The sequence below is a fragment of the Kineothrix sp. IPX-CK genome (assembly GCF_039134705.1).
Taxonomy (GTDB): domain Bacteria; phylum Bacillota; class Clostridia; order Lachnospirales; family Lachnospiraceae; genus Kineothrix; species Kineothrix sedimenti.
In genome coordinates this window covers 3,113,434-3,129,839 of record NZ_CP146256.1, presented here as the reverse complement: position 1 = coordinate 3,129,839, position 16,406 = coordinate 3,113,434, and the positions used below count along the sequence as shown (strand labels likewise).

General features: G+C 40.3%; 16 protein-coding genes and 2 tRNA genes. 15 read left to right on the top strand and 3 right to left on the bottom strand.

Annotated features, from left to right (window positions below; translation table 11 throughout):
* Positions 1 to 343: 343 nt before the first annotated feature.
* Complete coding sequence (locus V6984_RS15030) at positions 344 to 1,342, top strand: hypothetical protein (protein ID WP_342756425.1); 999 nt, start codon at positions 344 to 346, stop codon at positions 1,340 to 1,342.
* 278 nt (positions 1,343 to 1,620) lie between these two features.
* Here the strand turns inward: V6984_RS15030 and V6984_RS15025 are convergent, their stop codons facing one another.
* The gene (locus V6984_RS15025; RefSeq protein ID WP_342756217.1) at positions 1,621 to 2,844 is read right to left on the bottom strand and encodes a transposase; all 1,224 of its coding nucleotides are present in this window, start codon (positions 2,842 to 2,844) and stop codon (positions 1,621 to 1,623) included.
* A 264-nt stretch (positions 2,845 to 3,108) separates the two neighbouring features.
* On the opposite strand from V6984_RS15025, the gene V6984_RS15020 reads away from it, so the two are divergent.
* The 4 genes from V6984_RS15020 to tnpA all read left to right on the top strand — a co-directional run bounded on the left by V6984_RS15020 (position 3,109) and on the right by tnpA (position 4,747).
* Positions 3,109 to 3,420 carry a hypothetical protein gene (locus V6984_RS15020; RefSeq protein WP_342756424.1) on the top strand — a complete coding sequence of 104 codons (312 nt, stop codon included), beginning with the start codon at positions 3,109 to 3,111 and terminating at the stop codon, positions 3,418 to 3,420.
* Positions 3,421 to 3,582: 162 nt separating this feature from the next.
* Positions 3,583 to 3,852 (top strand): hypothetical protein, encoded by a 270-nt coding sequence (locus tag V6984_RS15015; RefSeq protein WP_342756423.1) that lies wholly within the window; start codon positions 3,583 to 3,585, stop codon positions 3,850 to 3,852.
* 134 nt (positions 3,853 to 3,986) lie between these two features.
* Positions 3,987 to 4,070: transfer RNA gene (locus V6984_RS15010), tRNA-Leu, on the top strand.
* 221 nt (positions 4,071 to 4,291) lie between these two features.
* A complete protein-coding gene (gene tnpA, locus V6984_RS15005) occupies positions 4,292 to 4,747 on the top strand; it encodes an IS200/IS605 family transposase (protein WP_342756422.1) in 456 nt (151 codons plus the stop codon).
* A gap of 297 nt (positions 4,748 to 5,044) precedes the next feature.
* Here the strand turns inward: tnpA and V6984_RS15000 are convergent, their stop codons facing one another.
* Positions 5,045 to 5,821: a hypothetical protein gene (locus tag V6984_RS15000; RefSeq protein WP_342756421.1), complete on the bottom strand. Its 777-nt coding sequence runs from the start codon at positions 5,819 to 5,821 to the stop codon at positions 5,045 to 5,047.
* A 245-nt stretch (positions 5,822 to 6,066) separates the two neighbouring features.
* On the opposite strand from V6984_RS15000, the gene mscL reads away from it, so the two are divergent.
* The gene (gene mscL, locus V6984_RS14995) at positions 6,067 to 6,474 is read left to right on the top strand and encodes a large conductance mechanosensitive channel protein MscL (RefSeq protein WP_342756420.1); all 408 of its coding nucleotides are present in this window, start codon (positions 6,067 to 6,069) and stop codon (positions 6,472 to 6,474) included.
* A 65-nt stretch (positions 6,475 to 6,539) separates the two neighbouring features.
* On the opposite strand, the gene V6984_RS14990 is transcribed toward mscL, so the two are convergent.
* Positions 6,540 to 6,872, bottom strand: a complete 333-nt coding sequence (locus V6984_RS14990; RefSeq protein ID WP_342756419.1) for a sporulation initiation factor Spo0A C-terminal domain-containing protein — start codon at positions 6,870 to 6,872, stop codon at positions 6,540 to 6,542.
* A 306-nt stretch (positions 6,873 to 7,178) separates the two neighbouring features.
* Here V6984_RS14990 and V6984_RS14985 point away from each other — a divergent pair.
* The 9 genes from V6984_RS14985 (at position 7,179) to V6984_RS14945 (ending at position 16,372) form a co-directional block, all read left to right on the top strand.
* A tRNA-Leu gene (locus V6984_RS14985) sits at positions 7,179 to 7,262 on the top strand.
* A gap of 368 nt (positions 7,263 to 7,630) precedes the next feature.
* The gene (locus tag V6984_RS14980) at positions 7,631 to 9,301 is read left to right on the top strand and encodes a 2-oxoacid:acceptor oxidoreductase subunit alpha (RefSeq protein ID WP_342756418.1); all 1,671 of its coding nucleotides are present in this window, start codon (positions 7,631 to 7,633) and stop codon (positions 9,299 to 9,301) included.
* Positions 9,301 to 10,152 carry a thiamine pyrophosphate-dependent enzyme gene (locus V6984_RS14975; RefSeq protein WP_342756417.1) on the top strand — a complete coding sequence of 284 codons (852 nt, stop codon included), beginning with the start codon at positions 9,301 to 9,303 and terminating at the stop codon, positions 10,150 to 10,152. The genes V6984_RS14980 and V6984_RS14975 overlap by 1 nt, the downstream gene beginning before the upstream one ends.
* Positions 10,153 to 10,692: 540 nt before the next feature.
* Positions 10,693 to 11,796, top strand: coding sequence for a hypothetical protein (locus tag V6984_RS14970; RefSeq protein WP_342756416.1), 1,104 nt, complete (start codon positions 10,693 to 10,695; stop codon positions 11,794 to 11,796).
* A gap of 27 nt (positions 11,797 to 11,823) precedes the next feature.
* On the top strand, positions 11,824 to 12,744 hold the full coding sequence (locus V6984_RS14965) for a transporter substrate-binding domain-containing protein (protein ID WP_342756415.1): 921 nt from the start codon (positions 11,824 to 11,826) through the stop codon (positions 12,742 to 12,744).
* A gap of 41 nt (positions 12,745 to 12,785) precedes the next feature.
* A complete protein-coding gene (locus V6984_RS14960; protein ID WP_342756414.1) occupies positions 12,786 to 13,508 on the top strand; it encodes an amino acid ABC transporter permease in 723 nt (240 codons plus the stop codon).
* Positions 13,453 to 14,202, top strand: a complete 750-nt coding sequence (locus V6984_RS14955; RefSeq protein ID WP_342756413.1) for an amino acid ABC transporter permease — start codon at positions 13,453 to 13,455, stop codon at positions 14,200 to 14,202. Before V6984_RS14960 ends, V6984_RS14955 begins: the two co-directional genes overlap by 56 nt.
* Before the next feature lie 13 nt (positions 14,203 to 14,215).
* A complete protein-coding gene (locus tag V6984_RS14950) occupies positions 14,216 to 14,968 on the top strand; it encodes an amino acid ABC transporter ATP-binding protein (protein ID WP_342756412.1) in 753 nt (250 codons plus the stop codon).
* 18 nt (positions 14,969 to 14,986) lie between these two features.
* Positions 14,987 to 16,372, top strand: coding sequence for an MmgE/PrpD family protein (locus tag V6984_RS14945; RefSeq protein WP_342756411.1), 1,386 nt, complete (start codon positions 14,987 to 14,989; stop codon positions 16,370 to 16,372).
* Positions 16,373 to 16,406 lie beyond the last annotated feature (34 nt).

Sequence of the window (16,406 nt, the reverse complement as noted above, 5' to 3'; positions counted from 1 at the left end):
GAAACTCTTCCCGCGTCGGTATATGCAGCATGTTACGTTGTGATTCTTTCATTTATTGTTTTGATGATCCTCCTTTTTTATTTGATTATTATGTAATAGGAAAGTGCTGCCAAAACACTTGGCTGCAGAAGTGTGTGAAGCATACTTTCATTCTATTAAGTTGTCAAAGAGCGTTCGACGTACTGCCATATACAGATAATAACACCCGAACATATGTTCGTCAAGGAATAAATAGATTATGTGAAAGGCAACTGGTCGCGAGTTCAACATAATAAAAATATTCCTTGACACAACTGTCATAAATATAGTATATTTACCTCATATGAGAAAAGAGGTACAACGTATGCTGAGACAATATACCCCTGAAGAATATAAGAAAATGGTTCTGGATTTCATTCAGATCAACAAAGCGGCAGCACAGGCCTTAAATAAGGAGATTGTATGGACCTCAGACGTATTCGGTATGTCCAGAGAGGAATTGGTGAATTTCATTATTTATAAAATCTGTGGGAATCCAAAATCAATCAAGTATGTTTTAAATCAAAAGAATAAACTGAGTCTATTCTTAGATTGGTGCGTCAGCAACGGATATATAAGCAGCAATCATCTTCGAGATGAGGAATTCGATGATGAGGCTTTTATTTTTAAAAGTATTGAAGCGATGGATATTACGGTCTTTTACGATGATACGGTAGAACACCTGATAGCCAGCCTCCAACTTAACAAACTGTTTTATGAGCTACTGATCAGAGGATTTTATGAAGGCATAAGGACGATCGATGATTTTATAAGACTTAAATACAACGATGTAGACTTTGATAATCGCACAATATATACGGGCGGAGTCTGCAAGCAGATGTCAGACAGATTTTTTGAATTGCTGATTCAATATAAAAGCTGTTATACTTGGGAAGTATGCTGGACGAGAAAGGAATTTATCGGAGATAATAATAAAATAAGTGTTCAGGACATGAATCAATATAAAGATTATATTATAAAGATAAAGGAAACAGGAGACCTGACCGATGAACTGTACAAATCCAGAATGGCGGCAATTATCGGGAAGTATTTCATTCGCATATCTCAATATGCGGGTTATAGCGTATCCGCGGATATGCTGTATATTTCGGGCTTTGTTAATTATGTAAAAGAGGTATGCGACAGAGAGAACAAACCGGTTGAATATTATATTAAATTGTTCTATGTGAGGCTGAACCAAAGAGGATTTACGAGAATTAAGGATTTATCTGATGAATATGGGTTTTCTGCGGGAAATACGACACCCTTAGAAATAAGAAGAAAATGCCTGCCATATATAGTGAGAGGAAAATACTATCGTTAAAGCGGATAGTATTTTTTTGTACAAAGAGAAATGCGCAGGGCGCAATACCCAGAGGATACGGTGCATTATTCTTTACTTGCTAACATATTAAGAATATTCCCATATATGTTCTGAACATTAGCTTGAGTTTCCGTAAAATGTAATTTTTAAAAAATATAACTTCTCCTAAAGTACCAATCTGTCTTTTTTTTGAAAAATAAAAGGACAATACTTCGAATAGAGTCACCGAAACAAGCCCCGTGGGAACCGGACTTTGGGAGAAATATTATGTTATCTATTTATGCGATCAGCTTAAAGCAAAGTTGACGGTATGCAGGACGTTTTGTTCTGAACCAAAGCCTGACACCTTCTTTTGCATACGACAGTATACCAGAGATACCTTTCGCTAATCGGTAATAGCAGAATTGAACTTTTTCCTTTATAGGAGCTGCTGTCTGTATGATTGAAACTTTTAGGGCATTTGTTTCTGCTTTCATTGAAACCAGCGCAAGAAATGCCATACACATGGTAATGTAAAAATTTAGAGCATTGATTGCTTTCAGTTTCCGAACTCGGAAGTTTTCGAACTGGAAGACCTGTTTCTTGCAGCGGAAATATTCCTCGATGCGCCAGCGGGAGAAATAAAGTCTTGCAATCCGGATTACATCATCTCTGGATTTTAATTCTTTGTTCGTTGCGAGCATCATCGGATACTCTGTGATGCCATAGACAAGAACCAGAAAAATGTCTTTTCTGGATGCGGTGATCTGAACCTTCACATGGGATAGATAAGCCTCCCGTTTTTTACCTTTATAGAATACAGGTGTCGTGATTTTACCTTTCCGACGATTTCGAAGTTCTGTGGCAGCTACCCATTTGTTATGGAAAAGGAGCTTTCTTTTAGCAGTAAGCCGAATCACATAGTCCTGTTTTAATTCATCAAGCTTAAGGAACATCTTATTATCATCATAGCCCCGGTCCATAACAAAAGTAGCTTTTCCAAACATTGCTTTTCCACGCTCCATGGCATCGAAGGTAACGCTATTGACAGAGGTGAAGGTCTTTTCTTTTGAAGAATGGATTTTGGAGTAAATGCTGACAGGATGATTGTCTTTTGTCATGACACAGGCCTCTGTTACATGGTAGCCTTTCTCGTAGACATTTTTTGTTTTAGTACTTTTGGAACCATCCCTTACCATACCAAGAGCCTCAAACTTATATCCGTCAGGCTTGATGACGTCACTGTCATCGATATGGATTACCGGATCATCGGGCACCCATTTACGAACAGTTTGAAGATAAGAAAGTAAGGCTTGTTTGGAAGTCCCTTTATTTAAATGTCTGGTAAGGCGCTCAACACTGTTGACCTTTTTAGAGTCTTCGTGAAGTTGATCTGCAATATCAGTCAGAAGACAACTACCAGAAGCTAACATGCCATAGGTCATGTCCGAAGTAAACTTTTTGTCCGGTTTGGAAAGCTTACGGGATATTTTGTTTGAAAAAGATAAAATTTCACGTTTCAAAGTGTAGGTTTTTGTAGTAGAATTAAGCATGAGGAATCCCTTTCTTTATTGTTTAGTGTAGATTTTGTTTCGCAACTTAATTCTACTACAAAAGGACTGGTGATTCCTTATATTTTGGGCATTTTCTGAAAGTTGTTCATTGCATTACTAGTGAAACAAGGGGTTTGTGGATAAAACTACGAAAACTCAAGAACATTAGATATTGACAGCCTCTCTTAAATGTAATAACATGGAAAAAGAACAGGTGTTCGAACGGAGGGGAGCATGGAAACGAATGACTTTTTAGATGAACTCGATGAATATATAGGACAAACTCTGGCTGTGAAAATTTTACCCAAAATGACTAACTTTGAGATAAAATCCCGTAAAGCGATATTATATAAAATGCTGCATAAACGAGAAGGCAATCGGCTGCTGTTATATGCCGGAGGGTATTCCTGTGCTGAAGAAATTGATCTATGTACTATTGATAGAATTGTTAAGCTGCAGTACGGCAGCAGGCTGCTTAATACTTACACGGTAAGCTACGAGCTGATATTCGGTGAATACAGCATATTTCTGACGATAAAAGAATGAACATTATGCGGCATACTGCGGGGAACGTAGCACCACTACGCACCCCCAATCACGCCTAGTTTCCCACAAAGTGAAGCGTCTTGCTGGGTACGGGCAGTTTTCAGACACACTATGGGATAATCTGAAGAGATTTATGTAAAAAGAAAAAGAGGTATTGAAATTATGGCAAAAGTAATGATGAAAACGGCAATAGAGGGGAATATAGATAAATTTGACGCATTTAGGGCATTATGCGAAGAACTTGGGCTTAACATGCTGACGGGAAGTGAGCTGAATGATTATGGAGTAGAAGCAGGAGTTTTATACAAATATACAGATTCGGAATGTGAAGGAGAAGATGAAGCGTGTGAGAAGGATAAAGAGCTGGTGAGCAGTGACTATAGAATGGTAACCTTATTTGAGAGCTTGCTTATTGTAAAAAGTTTAATATGATTCGAGGGCCTGTGATTCACCATCCGCTCATTATAAAATGGGATGACGTATTTTCAGGTGCATTTGGATATGTTCTAAAATATTAATTTAACTGTTGACAGAATGCAAAAAAGCATATAAAATAATCTTTGCGTGCAGGAATGGCGGAATTGGCAGACGCGCACGGTTCAGGTCCGTGTGATAGCAATATCATGAGGGTTCAAGTCCCTTTTCCTGCACTTATCGCTTTTATGAAACTTCGCTTTTCATAAAGGCGATTTTTTATTATGGGCTTTAGCCTGTTGAGTGTGACGGAGTTTCTCAAAAGAGAAACGTAGACATACGAAACAAAAATCCCCCTGCTTTGCGGGGGGAGGCAGATTGTTATACAAAAAAATCACCTTTCCGTTATGATAGAGTTGTTCAAGCTACTACAATAACGAAAGGAAAGGTGATTTTAATGGCAAACAAAAGTAATGACATGGCACATACAAAGTGGATGTGCAAGTATCACATTGTTTTCACTCCAAAGTATAGACGAAAAATAATATATAATCAATATAAAGAAAGTATCAGAGATATTCTGAAACAGTTATGTTCTTACAAAGGAGTGGAGATTATCGAAGGGCATCTTATGCCCGATCATATCCATATGTTAGTGAGCATACCGCCTAAGATGAGTATTTCAAGTTTTATGGGATACTTAAAAGGCAAGAGTGCACTTATGATTTTTGATAAGCACGCAAATTTGAAGTATAAATTTGGGAACAGACATTTCTGGTCAGAAGGATACTATGTGAGCACAGTAGGACTTAACGAGGCAACAATAAAAAAGTATATACAGGATCAGGAAAAAGCAGACATACTACAAGATAAAATAAGTGTGAAGGAGTATGAGGACCCCTTTAAGGGGTAGCCGAGTAATACAAGCGCTGCTTCAGCGGCTGCGACGAGTCAATGGCGTAGTGGCTTGAACAAAGTGAAAGCCAGCGTCTTTAGGCGCTGGCCGGTAACAGAGGCTTATAGCCTCAGAGCAAACCACGTCTTTTAGGCGTGGTTCTGATTTTCATAAGAAGGACTTTGTTGCGTTGTAATAGTAAAGTTTCGGTTTCCTATAAAATAAAAGCACTCTGTGCGGGATGCGTTATCATTAAAACAGCGGGCCGGCTTCATTTTGCCGACCCGCTGATGTTATGTACTTGAATCTTTAACGTTACAACAAGCTGTCAAGTAAATTACCTACGGAATAATTGCTGCTGTAAGAACCGGTATAATTGTAAGTATTTGCTTTCAGAGCCTCGCGGCTTGCAGCATAGTCGATATAGGAAGCCTGGGTTGAAATGCTGTAAGCAAATGAAGGAGAATTATTGAATACGGACTTCAGAGTAGAAATATCAGCCGATTCAAAAGCCTCTTTATCGAGTGTAAGTCTATTATCACTTCCTACCGTAATCCCGACTTTCTCCAACGTCTTAGAATATAAACTTGTGATATTGGTCATATTGGACGCGGCCTTTGAAACAGAAGAAGAATCCGATTTCGATACCGAATCAATAAGAGAATTATAGTTGGTAACAAAGGTAGATACGGCTTTATAAATAGCCTCCGTATCATACTGCTTTGTGGTAGTAGTAGTGCCGTCGTCATTTTTTGTAGTTACATTTTTTTCTTTAAATAAAGAATCTGAGCCTTTGTTAATCAAAGAATCGGCGGACTCTTTCAGCTTGCCGGCAGAGCTTTCGATGGCAGTCAGAGTCTTGACGGAGTCTGCGGCCAAAGAAGTAGAAAGCTTCGAGGAATTGCTCGTTGAGGTGCTCGAAGAATCGCTGCCTACTTTATTATAGTATGCTTTTAAAAGTTTTCCATAGCTTCCGTTCTTAATGCTGGCATAGTCGGATAAATAGTTCAGATTACCGAGACTAGAGCTGGAACCGGAAGATGATAAATTGGAAAATAAATAAGAAACATCAGATCTTACATTAATATTCATATAATCACTCCTTTGATAGTTACAGAGGCATCCGTGCCTTCTTTTCGCTTTTGTAAGATGGTTAAATAGGGTATAATATCTCTATGATTGCTTATATTATAGCAGGAGAAGACATGGAATACAATGGTAAAAGTGGATAATTCTCCGATATTTGCGGTTTTTATCTTTTAAAACTTTTATATTATGGTATACTCGTGCGTATGAACCTGAAAGAAAATTATTAGCTTAGAAGGAGAATTCTTACGATGAAAAAATTTTTTAATGAATTCAAAACATTTATTTCAAAAGGAAACGTTATGGATCTGGCTGTCGGTGTTATTATCGGTGCCGCTTTTCAGGGGGTGGTAACAGCTCTGACAGACAACATCCTTTCACCGATTATCGGTCTTTTTGCAGGGCAGAATTTCGATTTGCTGAAGCTGGAGGCTTTCGGGGTAACGATTGCATACGGCGCATTTTTGACCAGCCTTGTAAATTTCATCATAATGGCGTTTGTTATTTTTTTGATTGTCAAATTTATGAACAAGCTCATATCAGCAGGCAAGAATCAGGGGGAACAGGCTCCGGCAATGAAGAAATGTCCGTATTGTTACAGCGATATTCATATGAAAGCAACACGTTGTCCTTCTTGCACTTCCCAGTTGGGAGAATAAGAGGCACAACTGCGCCGTAGGGAAACCTATGGCTTTTTTGTGCCTGCTTTAGCTTATGCGGTATATTATTGCTTTCTTCGTATGTAGTTGGATAAAACAGAGATGAATTCCTTGGGAGGCAGAGGCCCGTGTACCGGATATTTGACCGTATCATAGAAATATTTGGTGTTGTCCTGATTCCAGTATGCGTCCAGAAGAGTTCTCACGCTGTGCTGTATGGAATCCGGAGACACGTTGAAATGCTGGGAAGTATCGGCGTAAAGTCTTTTTAGAGTAAGAAAAGTCCCGTCACCTTCTGATGATGCGAGATAAATGACGTGAATGAGATAAGAATATCCTTTATATGCCGGATTGATTCCTATCTGGGCTAAAAGTTCTGAAATTTGGTTTTTGTTCATGAAGTATCCTCCTTAGTGTATTAACAGTATTATTACTCGTAATAAGAATATATGATTGGAAGAAAAAACCAATAAAAAAGATGAAATTAGAAAAAAATAGAGTAAAAAAGACGATAAAAGACAAAGCGGCATAGAAAATACGCTGTACCAAAGCAATATGGGTATGATTAGGACGGATAATAAATACAAGGCAGAAAAATTAGTGTATTATAACAAAGAATAATTTTTATAAAATTGTTAAAAATATATTGACTTTTTTCTTTCAAAATGATACTATCCTACTTGCGGCGTAAGTAATTGCGCTATGCGGAAGTGTCGGAATTGGCAGACGAGCAAGACTAAGGATCTTGTGATGGTTACATCGTGAGGGTTCAAGTCCCTTCTTCCGCAGTAAGCTATAAGCTATATTTTTATTGGCAGTAAACCAATGAAAATGTAGCTTTTTTATTTCATAGAAAAGACCTTTTTATGTTGCAGTAGTAAAGCTTCTGTTTCCTATGAAATAAATGCACTCCGTGTAGGATGCACAGCTACGTACGCGGAACAAAAACTGTGCTGCCGAAGTATTTTAGCGCGAGAGTGAGCGAAACACACTTTTGTTCTATATAAAATAGTAAATAAAGTTTGAAATCACAAGTAGTTAAAAAGGCGTTTCTTTAGAACAATCTTTAACACTTTATAATACTTAATGTTTCTGATATAATCTTCATAAGCACTTCAAACTTTAAGGCTAAGGAATAAAGGAGGGCATTGGCATTATGTACAATCTTTTGATTGGCGGCGCTGCAGGCCAAGGCGTGGATACTACTGCGGCAATATTGGAACGTTGGATTAAGCAGTCGGGCTGCAGCGTATTTACCGTGCGCGATCTGATGTCGCGTATTCGAGGAGGGCATAACTTTTCGCGTATTCGTTTTGGTGAGCAGGCCCCCCGTTGTCACAGCGAAAGGCTGGATGGCATCGTCGCTCTCAATGAAGAAACCGTCGCTATCCACCGGGAACATTTACGGGACGGCGGATTTATTCTCTGTGACAGTGCCGTCGAAACAGATGATGATTTTGTTATTAAACTGGATATGACAGCTATAGCGAAGGAACTGGGTAACGCGCGTGTGGCGAGCAGTGTGGCTATCGGTGCAGTGTTGAAGCTGTTCGGTATTCCGATGAGTACCGAGCAGGCGGACAGTGTTTTCCGAAAATCTGTGAAAGCGGAATATGTCGATATTAATGTTCAGGCTGCACAGGCCGGATATAATGCCGTGCTTCAGAAATTTGAGCATGCCGGAGGGGATGCATCCGACCACATGATCATTTCCGGCAACCAGGCGCTGGCGCTGGGCGCCCTGACAGCAGGAGTGAAGTTTTATTCGGCATACCCTATGTCACCCTCCACTTCCATTATGGAGTACTTGTCACTGAAATCTGCGGAAACAGGAATTGTTGTGGAGCAGGCTGAGGATGAAATCGGGGCAATTAACATGGCCATCGGAGCTTCTTTTGCAGGCGCGCGAGCAATGACAGGTACCTCTGGCGGTGGCTTCAGCCTGAAGGTGGAGGCCCTTGGTTTAGCCGGCATGGCTGAAATTCCGCTTGTCGTGGTGGATGTGCAGCGCCCTGGTCCTGTTACCGGCTTTCCTACGCGAACGGAGCAGAGCGATTTGAAATTTGTTATTTCTGCTTCGCAAGGGGAGTTCCCACGCATGGTTATCGCGTTGCGTCATCATGAGGATGCGTTTTACCAAACCATTCGTGCTTTCAACATGGCAGAAAAATATCAAATCCCGGTGATTCTGCTCAGTGACCAGTATCTGGCCGACTCTACGGCTGCTATTCCGAAGCTGGATTCTCGAAAGATCGCTCTGTACGAACCGGAAGACGTATCTGCCGGAGGGGATTACGCCCGTTATCGTTTTACGGAAAGCGGCATCTCTCCGCGCAAATTCCCCGGAACGAGCGAAGGGTTTGTTGCCGCTGACACTGACGAACATGATGAGTATGGACACATTGTAGAGGATAGTGAGACTCGTGTCCGTATGATGAAAAAACGTATGGGCAAGCTGGCGCTGATGGAGCAGGAGCTTCTGGAGCCCGAATTACTGGGAGAACAGGATCCCGATGTATTGCTTCTGGGCTGGGGCTCTCTGTACGGTCCGCTGGAGGAAGCCGTACAATTGCTCAACCAAAAAGGTGGAAAGCGTTATAGCGCATTAGTGTTTGGCGACATCTGGCCTCTTCCCCAAAAACTGCTGAAGCAAATGGCAGCATCAGCCAAGTACATTATTCATGTTGAACAGAACTATACCGGTCAGCTTGCATCGCTGATTGCCGAAGTTACAGGGATTAAAACGGATGCCGGAATATTGAAATATGACGGCAGACAGCTAAACGGTGAGGAGATTGCGGCTCGAATCGTAAAGGAGGGATTTTAATGGGAGGACATATATTCGACACCTATGAAACAGCCTGGTGTCCGGGCTGCGGAAACTTCAGTATATTGAATTCTCTCCAAAAGACACTGGAGGAATTGAAAAAGGACCCACATGATGTGCTGATCGTGGGCGGCATTGGGCAAGCCGCAAAAACTCCCCAATATATCGGCGCAAATAGCTTTTGTGGCCTTCACGGACGCGCGGTGCCGCCTGCGGTGGCGGCAAAAATCGTGAACCCCAGACTGACCGTCATTATTGATAGTGGAGATGGTGACAGCTACGGTGAAGGCGGCAATCACTTTATCCACAATATCCGCCGCAATGTAGATATTGCTCATTTCATCCATGACAATCAGGTGTATGGTCTGACAAAGGGGCAGGCTTCGCCTACCGCAGACGAAGGCGCTGTAAACGGCGTACAGGTGGATGGAAACAATAATATTCCGTTCAATCCGGTTCTTATGGCCATCGCATCCGGAGCCGGCTTTGTGGCGCGCAGCTTCAGTGGTAAACCGCAGCATCTGGAAGAGATGATGAAGCGGGCAATTTTGTTTAAAGGCTATGCCATGGTAGATATTTTGCAGCCGTGCGTCAGCTTCAACAAGATCAACACCTTTGCATGGTATAATAAACGTGTTTATGAATTGGATGATACCCATGATGCAGGCAACCGCCTGACAGCTATGGAGAGAGCCATGGAATTCGGTGATCGCATCCCTATTGGTGTATTGTATGAAAAGGAGCAGCCCACCTATCATGAAAAGCACCGTTCATTGAAAGACGGGCAGGTTTTAGTGGGTCAACGCAACAACCTTGCTCTTATCGACAAGTATATGCAGGAAATGGTTTAATAATTGAAAAGACCGCCGACTTTTGTTGGCGGTCTTTAATGTTATTCATATGTCCTCAAGCTTTCGTTTAAATATAATGATTCCAATGAGAATATACGCTTCTCAATATTATGCCGGATGGCAGAAATCTGTTCGTCTTTTTTTCTCCAACTTTTTCTCTTCTTCCCATTTTTTTGTAACATTATAATAAAAGCCTATAGCCAGTTCAAGTTAATCGCTCTAGTCAAATTTGTAAAAATGATTGACAAAGGATAGAGAGATGTTTATATTTATAATTGCTAAAACATACAATGCCTATTAAAAAAGTATGAAATAAAAGGGACGATACATATGTTAAATAATATTATGGAAGGAAAAACGGATATGTTCTGGTGCTGCTGTATGGATTTGAAAAATACAGTTTAGTTTTTGTGTGCATTATAAGCCTGTAAGTGTAAGTGTAGCTTAGAGCAGATGCCAGATGGCAGCTGCTTTTTCTTTCTACATATAAACAGAAAGTAATAAAAAAATAAAACAATAAAGGAGTGAGAAAAAAGAATCATGGTGAAATCTGCAGCAATCAGGAAGTTGTACGAACCATATGAAATTAAGAGCATTCAATTCAAGAATCGGATTACTATGGCACCAATGGTCCCCTTTGGCGTTCCCGGAGGAGAAGAGAATTCCCTTGGCGAAGATGTTTTAGATTATTATAGGGAGAGAATAAAGGGGGATTTGGGATTAGTCGTTACTCATTGCTTTTCCGTTTTGGAACAAGATGTGGGATTAAGAGCCTTTGGCCTTAATAATGAAAAGCAAAAAGCGGATTTGAAAAAGCTTGTAGATATGTGTCATGGTAACGGTACAAAAATTATCGTACAAATCGGTTATCCTTCCAAGGGACATCACAGACATGAAAAAATAAATTCTTGGACGGCAGAGCAGTTGCATCACATCGAAGATTTGTTTGTGGAAAGTGCAAGGGCGGTAAAAGAACAAGGAGCCGATGGGATTGAACTTCATGGTGCTAATATGTTTTTTTTAAATCTGTTCAGCTCACCCATAAGTAATACGAGAACTGATGAATATGGAGGGAATTTAGAAGGGCGGCTCCATTTGGCAGGAAACATCATAAGAAGAATCAAGGAATTTTCTGATGATGACTTCATCATAGGCTACAGATTAGGGTTCAACAAAAATGTCAGGACAGATATTGATACGGCGGCAGCACTTGAAAAGACGGGCGTTGAGTTATTACATGTATCATATGGAATACGGGAAGCAGACAGATATTTGGCTCCGGACTATCCGCCTGTAATTACATACCCGGGCTCCAGCAGGGCTAAAATTGAAGGGCCCGAAAGTTTTGACTTCAATGATGTTGTTTTTACCGGGACTTCTGTTCATACATTTGTAAATATTCCGGTCATTTTAGTGGATGAAATATGGAATTTATCGAGAGGAGAGGAGCTTCTCAATAAGAATGCCGGAGAATTTATAGCGTATGGAAGACCATTCTTAGGAGATCCGGACTTCTTGGAACAGTCAAAAGAGAACCCGCAATATGAAGGCTGTCTAAGGTGCAAGGCCTGTGCATGGTTTCATGATTACAGCAAATGTCCCAAAGTGATAAGAAGAAAAAAAGAAAACATAGGAAAATTTTAAATTAATATAAAAAGAGGAGAAAAGTAAATGAAAAAAAGAATAATAGCAGTGATTTTAGGAGCGGCACTTTTTACGTTAGCAGCATGCGGAAATACAGCAAATACAGAAAGCGCGGAAAATACGGAAAACCCAGCAAATACGGAGGGCACAGCAGATGCTGAAAATACGGAAGAAGCAGAAGCAGCCTCGGCCACGGAACAGAAAGTAATTACCTTCGCATACAGGAATACGGGAAACTGGCCCGTATCAGGAGAAGATGAGAGCGGTAATCCCTCGGGATATGACATTGAGGTGCTTAGAGCAGTGGATGATTTGCTTGAGGATTATACCTTTGAATATGTGGGTACATCTTATGATGATGCGTACATTGGAATCGAAGCAGGCAACTATGATGCGGCACTTACAAATGCTTTCTGGACAGAAGAGAGAGCGGAAAAGTATTTGATTCCGGAAGAGCCTTTGGGAGCATCTGTTCTTGTTCTTGCAGTTCGTGCGGAGGATGCAGATATTAAAAATCTTACTGATTTGTCCAAATCAGGAAAAGAACTTGCACCTATTTTAGCCGGAAATGGCATGTATTATGTGGTAAAACAGTATAATTCTGATAATCCGGATAATCAGGTAGAAATCAAAGTTACTGATGATTCCACCTATGTTGCCGGCTCCGTGGAAGAAATTGTAGCAGGAAAATATGCTGCGGGTATTTTCACAAAGCCGAGTTTTGATAATACGGTAATCGCGGAAGATGGAGATCTTCATCAGTTCCTTACTGAAATTTCCTATTCTGAGTTTACATTGGCGAATACATACCCTATGTTTTCCAAGAATGTCGGGGAGGATTTCGTAAATAAGCTTTCTGATACATTAAAGCAGGTTAAGGACAGCGGGAAAGCTTCCGAAATTTCAGAGCAGTTTTTTGGATATGATATTTGGAATTATGAATTTTAGATAAGAGATTTATTGAAAGCTGCGGTGCGGAGGACAGATGTGTGAAAGCATTTAATTATGATAAGATACCGGAATTTTTTCTAATAATTTTTCCGGCGCTCAAGATAACGCTTGAATATGTATTTTTGGCATTCTTGATAGGCATTGTGCTGGGGACATTATTGGCGTTTGCGAAAATCAGTAAAAATAAATTCATAAAAAAGCTTGCTTATGGATATACAACAGTCATGCGCTGTACTCCATCCATCGTATTGCTATTTATTGTATATTATGGACTTCCCAAATTTATCAACAGTTTATTCGGTATTCAAATGGACACGTTGAATAGAACAAAATATGTGACGATAACGTTAGCTTTGTTTTGTATTTCTTCTTTATCGGAAGTTATCAGAGCTGCCTATGAGTCATTGGACAAGACACAGATTGAAGCGTCAGCCAGTATAGGAATGACCAAAATGCAAAGCTTCTTCCATGTACTGTTACCACAAATGTTTTCCGCAGCAATTCCGAATTTTTGTAATACGATCCTGATGTTGATTAAGGAAGGCGCATTGGCTTACACAATTGGACTTTTGGACTTATTCGGAAAGGGAAATTATGTCATAGGACAGCATCATGGCGGGTATGCCGTAGAGGTATATGCTATACTCATCATTATTTATTGGCTGTTATCACTTTTCATTACATCGCTCTCGCATTATTTTGAAAATGCATTTGATTATAGCAGTGGTGGAAGAAATAAAAGGAGAAGGAAAAATGCTTGACTGGAACTTTATAGGGAAGACCATCATAGCCTGTTCAACAGGCATTCCGGAAACACTTCAATTAGTTATGGTGCCATTGCTCTTCTCCATACCGATAGCTTTTTTTATGGCTATTGTTAACTTAAAGCCAAAGAGACTACTCAGCAAAATAATACAAGTTTATTTTTCGTTTGTCCGGTCAATACCGATGATTGTTATCATTTTTTTGCTATATCATTTTTTGCCATTGTGGATTAAGCAGATATGCATATCATTGAATATACCTTTTAATGTATATGATATAAACGATATGAGCTATGGATATATAGTGTTTACATTTGTATCCATCCCGTCTTTGTCGGAAGTGTTTCGTTCAGGCCTTGTGGCAGTTCCCAAATCCCAGATGGAGGCTTCGCTGACCATCGGAATGACACCGTTTCATGCATATACCAAGATTGTGATTCCACAGGCCATAGATGCTACATTACCAATTATATGTAATTTTGTCACTAGCCTTGTAAAAATGACATCACTGGCCTTCAGTATGTCCATCAGAGAAATAACAGGGGAAGCGAGGGTGGCTGCTGCCGATAGTATAAGATATATTGAGTGCTACATTGTTATTTTTTTCATGTATTTGATTATTAATATTCTGATCGAGCAATTATTTAAGTATTTGGAGCGCGACAGGAAAAAGTATTTGATAAAGACATAGGAATGGAGACGAAATGTTAGAGATAAAGGGAATTCATAAGAGCTTCGGCAAATTGGAAATCTTAAAAGGTGTAGACCTTACCCTCAATAAAGGAGATATTAATGTTGTTCTGGGACAAAGCGGTTCTGGAAAAACAACCCTGTTACGATGTATAGATTTTCTGGAAAAACCTGACGCAGGAGAAATTACTATTGGAGATATTCATGCGGATTATAAAAAGGTAAGTGAAAAGACAATTATTGAAATTCGAAGAAAAATGAGTTTTGTTTTCCAGAATTACGGATTGTTTAGAAATAAAAATGCGCTGGAAAATGTAATGCTGGGACTTACGGCAGTAAGAAAAATTTCTAAAAACGAAGCGAAGGATATGGCAATAGAGGCCATAGAGAAGGTGGGATTGGCAGATCGGCTGGATCATTATCCATCACAGCTATCCGGCGGACAGCAACAGCGGATAGGAATAGCGAGGGCTATTGTTACGAATCCGGATGTCATTCTTATGGATGAACCGACTTCCTCACTCGATCCCGGCCTGGTAGGAGAAGTTCTTCAGACGATTTCGAAGCTTGCTGAAGATGGCGCAACGATGATTATCGTCACCCACGAATTGGAATTTGCAAGAAAAGTTTCTACAAAAGCTACGTTTATGCACCAAGGGCAAATCATAGAAAGTAATGACACAGAGAAGTTTTTCCTCAGTCCAAAAGATGAAAGAGTCTTGAATTTCCTCAGAAATTCAAGTATGGACTACGATTTTAACATTTAACCTATGGAGGTAAACATAATGGGAAATACACAGAAATTATCCGATTTTTTGGCGGCAGTTAAGTATGAAGATCTTCCGACAGAGGTGATAGAACAGGTAAAGAGACTGACAATCCATACCGTTGGAGTCTCCATTGCGTCTGATATTATCGGAACAACGCAAAAAGCTAAAAAATTAGCGGAAAATAAAGGAGGTACTCCTGAAGCGACCGTATGGGGTGGCTCCGGCATAAAGATTAATGCGGAAGATGCGGCATTTGCAAATGCCACGCAGGCAGATGTCCTCGATTGGGAAGATTGCAGCTGGACAGGGCATCCTTCGGCAGGCGTTATTGCGGCAGCATTTTCTACGGCGGAAGCCAGGAATAAATCAGGCAAAGATTTTATTACAGCTGTCGTGGCAGGATATGAAGGATATCAAAGAATTGCCATGGCGGTACAGCCTTCCCCCGTTTATCTCGAAAAACATTCATGGGGATTGAGTAGTTGGCAAATCTTCGGTTCTTCTCTTGCAGCTGCGAAAATATATGGTTTTGACGGGGATAGGTTTAATCAGACGATAGGAGCCACAGTATATGTAACGCCTGTGGCGGTCGGCCTTCATGCAGCAGGGCCCGCCAAATCGGATATTTATCATTTTGCCCATGGAACGGATGCTGCTAACGGTATTTTTGCGGCTAAGATCACGGAGGCAGGATATGACAACGGACGAGACTATCTTGATGGAGAACGCGGTTATTGGAGCATGGTTTCAGATAGTGATGATTCGACTTGGTATACCCTTGATTTAGGCGAAAGATGGCTGATTAATGAAACTTACATCAAACACTGGCCTGCGAATATGTGGGTGCAGACACCGTTAGAAATTATTGATGCAATCTATAAAGAGCATCCGTTTACGGCAGATCAGGTAAAGAAGATTTCCTTGTCTCCATATAATACACTTACAGGTTCCGATTATCTTGCCTCGACAAAAACAACATTGGATGCACAGTTCAATGCGGCATTCTGTATTGCTGCCTATATTTTGAATCCGGTTTCAGATGCAAATTGGTTTGCGGAAGATCAGCTTGAAAGAAAAGAAATATTGGATTTGATTGCCAAATTTGAAGAAGTGGGAGAGACAATCACTCCAAGCACTAATTTTGCGATTTTTCAGAAAGGCAGCTTTCCGGAGATGACGATGAGAGTGGAACTTAATGACAAAACTGTACTTGAAAAAACAATAGTATATCCTAAAGGCCATCCAAGGAACAATACAACACTGGAAGAAGAGTATGAGTTATTTGAGAGAATTACAACTCCTGTAATCGGTAAAGAGAATGCAAAAGCATTTATTCAGGCTGTTGATAATCTGGAGACTCTGGGAAATATAGGCGAGGCTGCTAAATATCTTATAAAGTAATAAATGCGAGCCGGAATAAAGTGTAGAATACAGA

Coding starts and splice junctions, on each gene's coding strand:
- V6984_RS14950 (WP_342756412.1), top strand. CDS start 14,216: ATGTTAGAGATAAAGGGAATTCATAAGAGCTTCGGCAAATTGGAAATC.
- tnpA (WP_342756422.1), top strand. CDS start 4,292: ATGGCAAACAAAAGTAATGACATGGCACATACAAAGTGGATGTGCAAG.
- V6984_RS14980 (WP_342756418.1), top strand. CDS start 7,631: ATGTACAATCTTTTGATTGGCGGCGCTGCAGGCCAAGGCGTGGATACT.
- V6984_RS14990 (WP_342756419.1), bottom strand. CDS start 6,872: ATGAACAAAAACCAAATTTCAGAACTTTTAGCCCAGATAGGAATCAAT.
- V6984_RS15015 (WP_342756423.1), top strand. CDS start 3,583: ATGGCAAAAGTAATGATGAAAACGGCAATAGAGGGGAATATAGATAAA.
- V6984_RS15030 (WP_342756425.1), top strand. CDS start 344: ATGCTGAGACAATATACCCCTGAAGAATATAAGAAAATGGTTCTGGAT.
- V6984_RS14955 (WP_342756413.1), top strand. CDS start 13,453: ATGCATTTGATTATAGCAGTGGTGGAAGAAATAAAAGGAGAAGGAAAA.
- mscL (WP_342756420.1), top strand. CDS start 6,067: ATGAAAAAATTTTTTAATGAATTCAAAACATTTATTTCAAAAGGAAAC.
- V6984_RS14970 (WP_342756416.1), top strand. CDS start 10,693: ATGGTGAAATCTGCAGCAATCAGGAAGTTGTACGAACCATATGAAATT.
- V6984_RS14975 (WP_342756417.1), top strand. CDS start 9,301: ATGGGAGGACATATATTCGACACCTATGAAACAGCCTGGTGTCCGGGC.
- V6984_RS14965 (WP_342756415.1), top strand. CDS start 11,824: ATGAAAAAAAGAATAATAGCAGTGATTTTAGGAGCGGCACTTTTTACG.
- V6984_RS15020 (WP_342756424.1), top strand. CDS start 3,109: ATGGAAACGAATGACTTTTTAGATGAACTCGATGAATATATAGGACAA.
- V6984_RS14945 (WP_342756411.1), top strand. CDS start 14,987: ATGGGAAATACACAGAAATTATCCGATTTTTTGGCGGCAGTTAAGTAT.
- V6984_RS15000 (WP_342756421.1), bottom strand. CDS start 5,821: ATGAATATTAATGTAAGATCTGATGTTTCTTATTTATTTTCCAATTTA.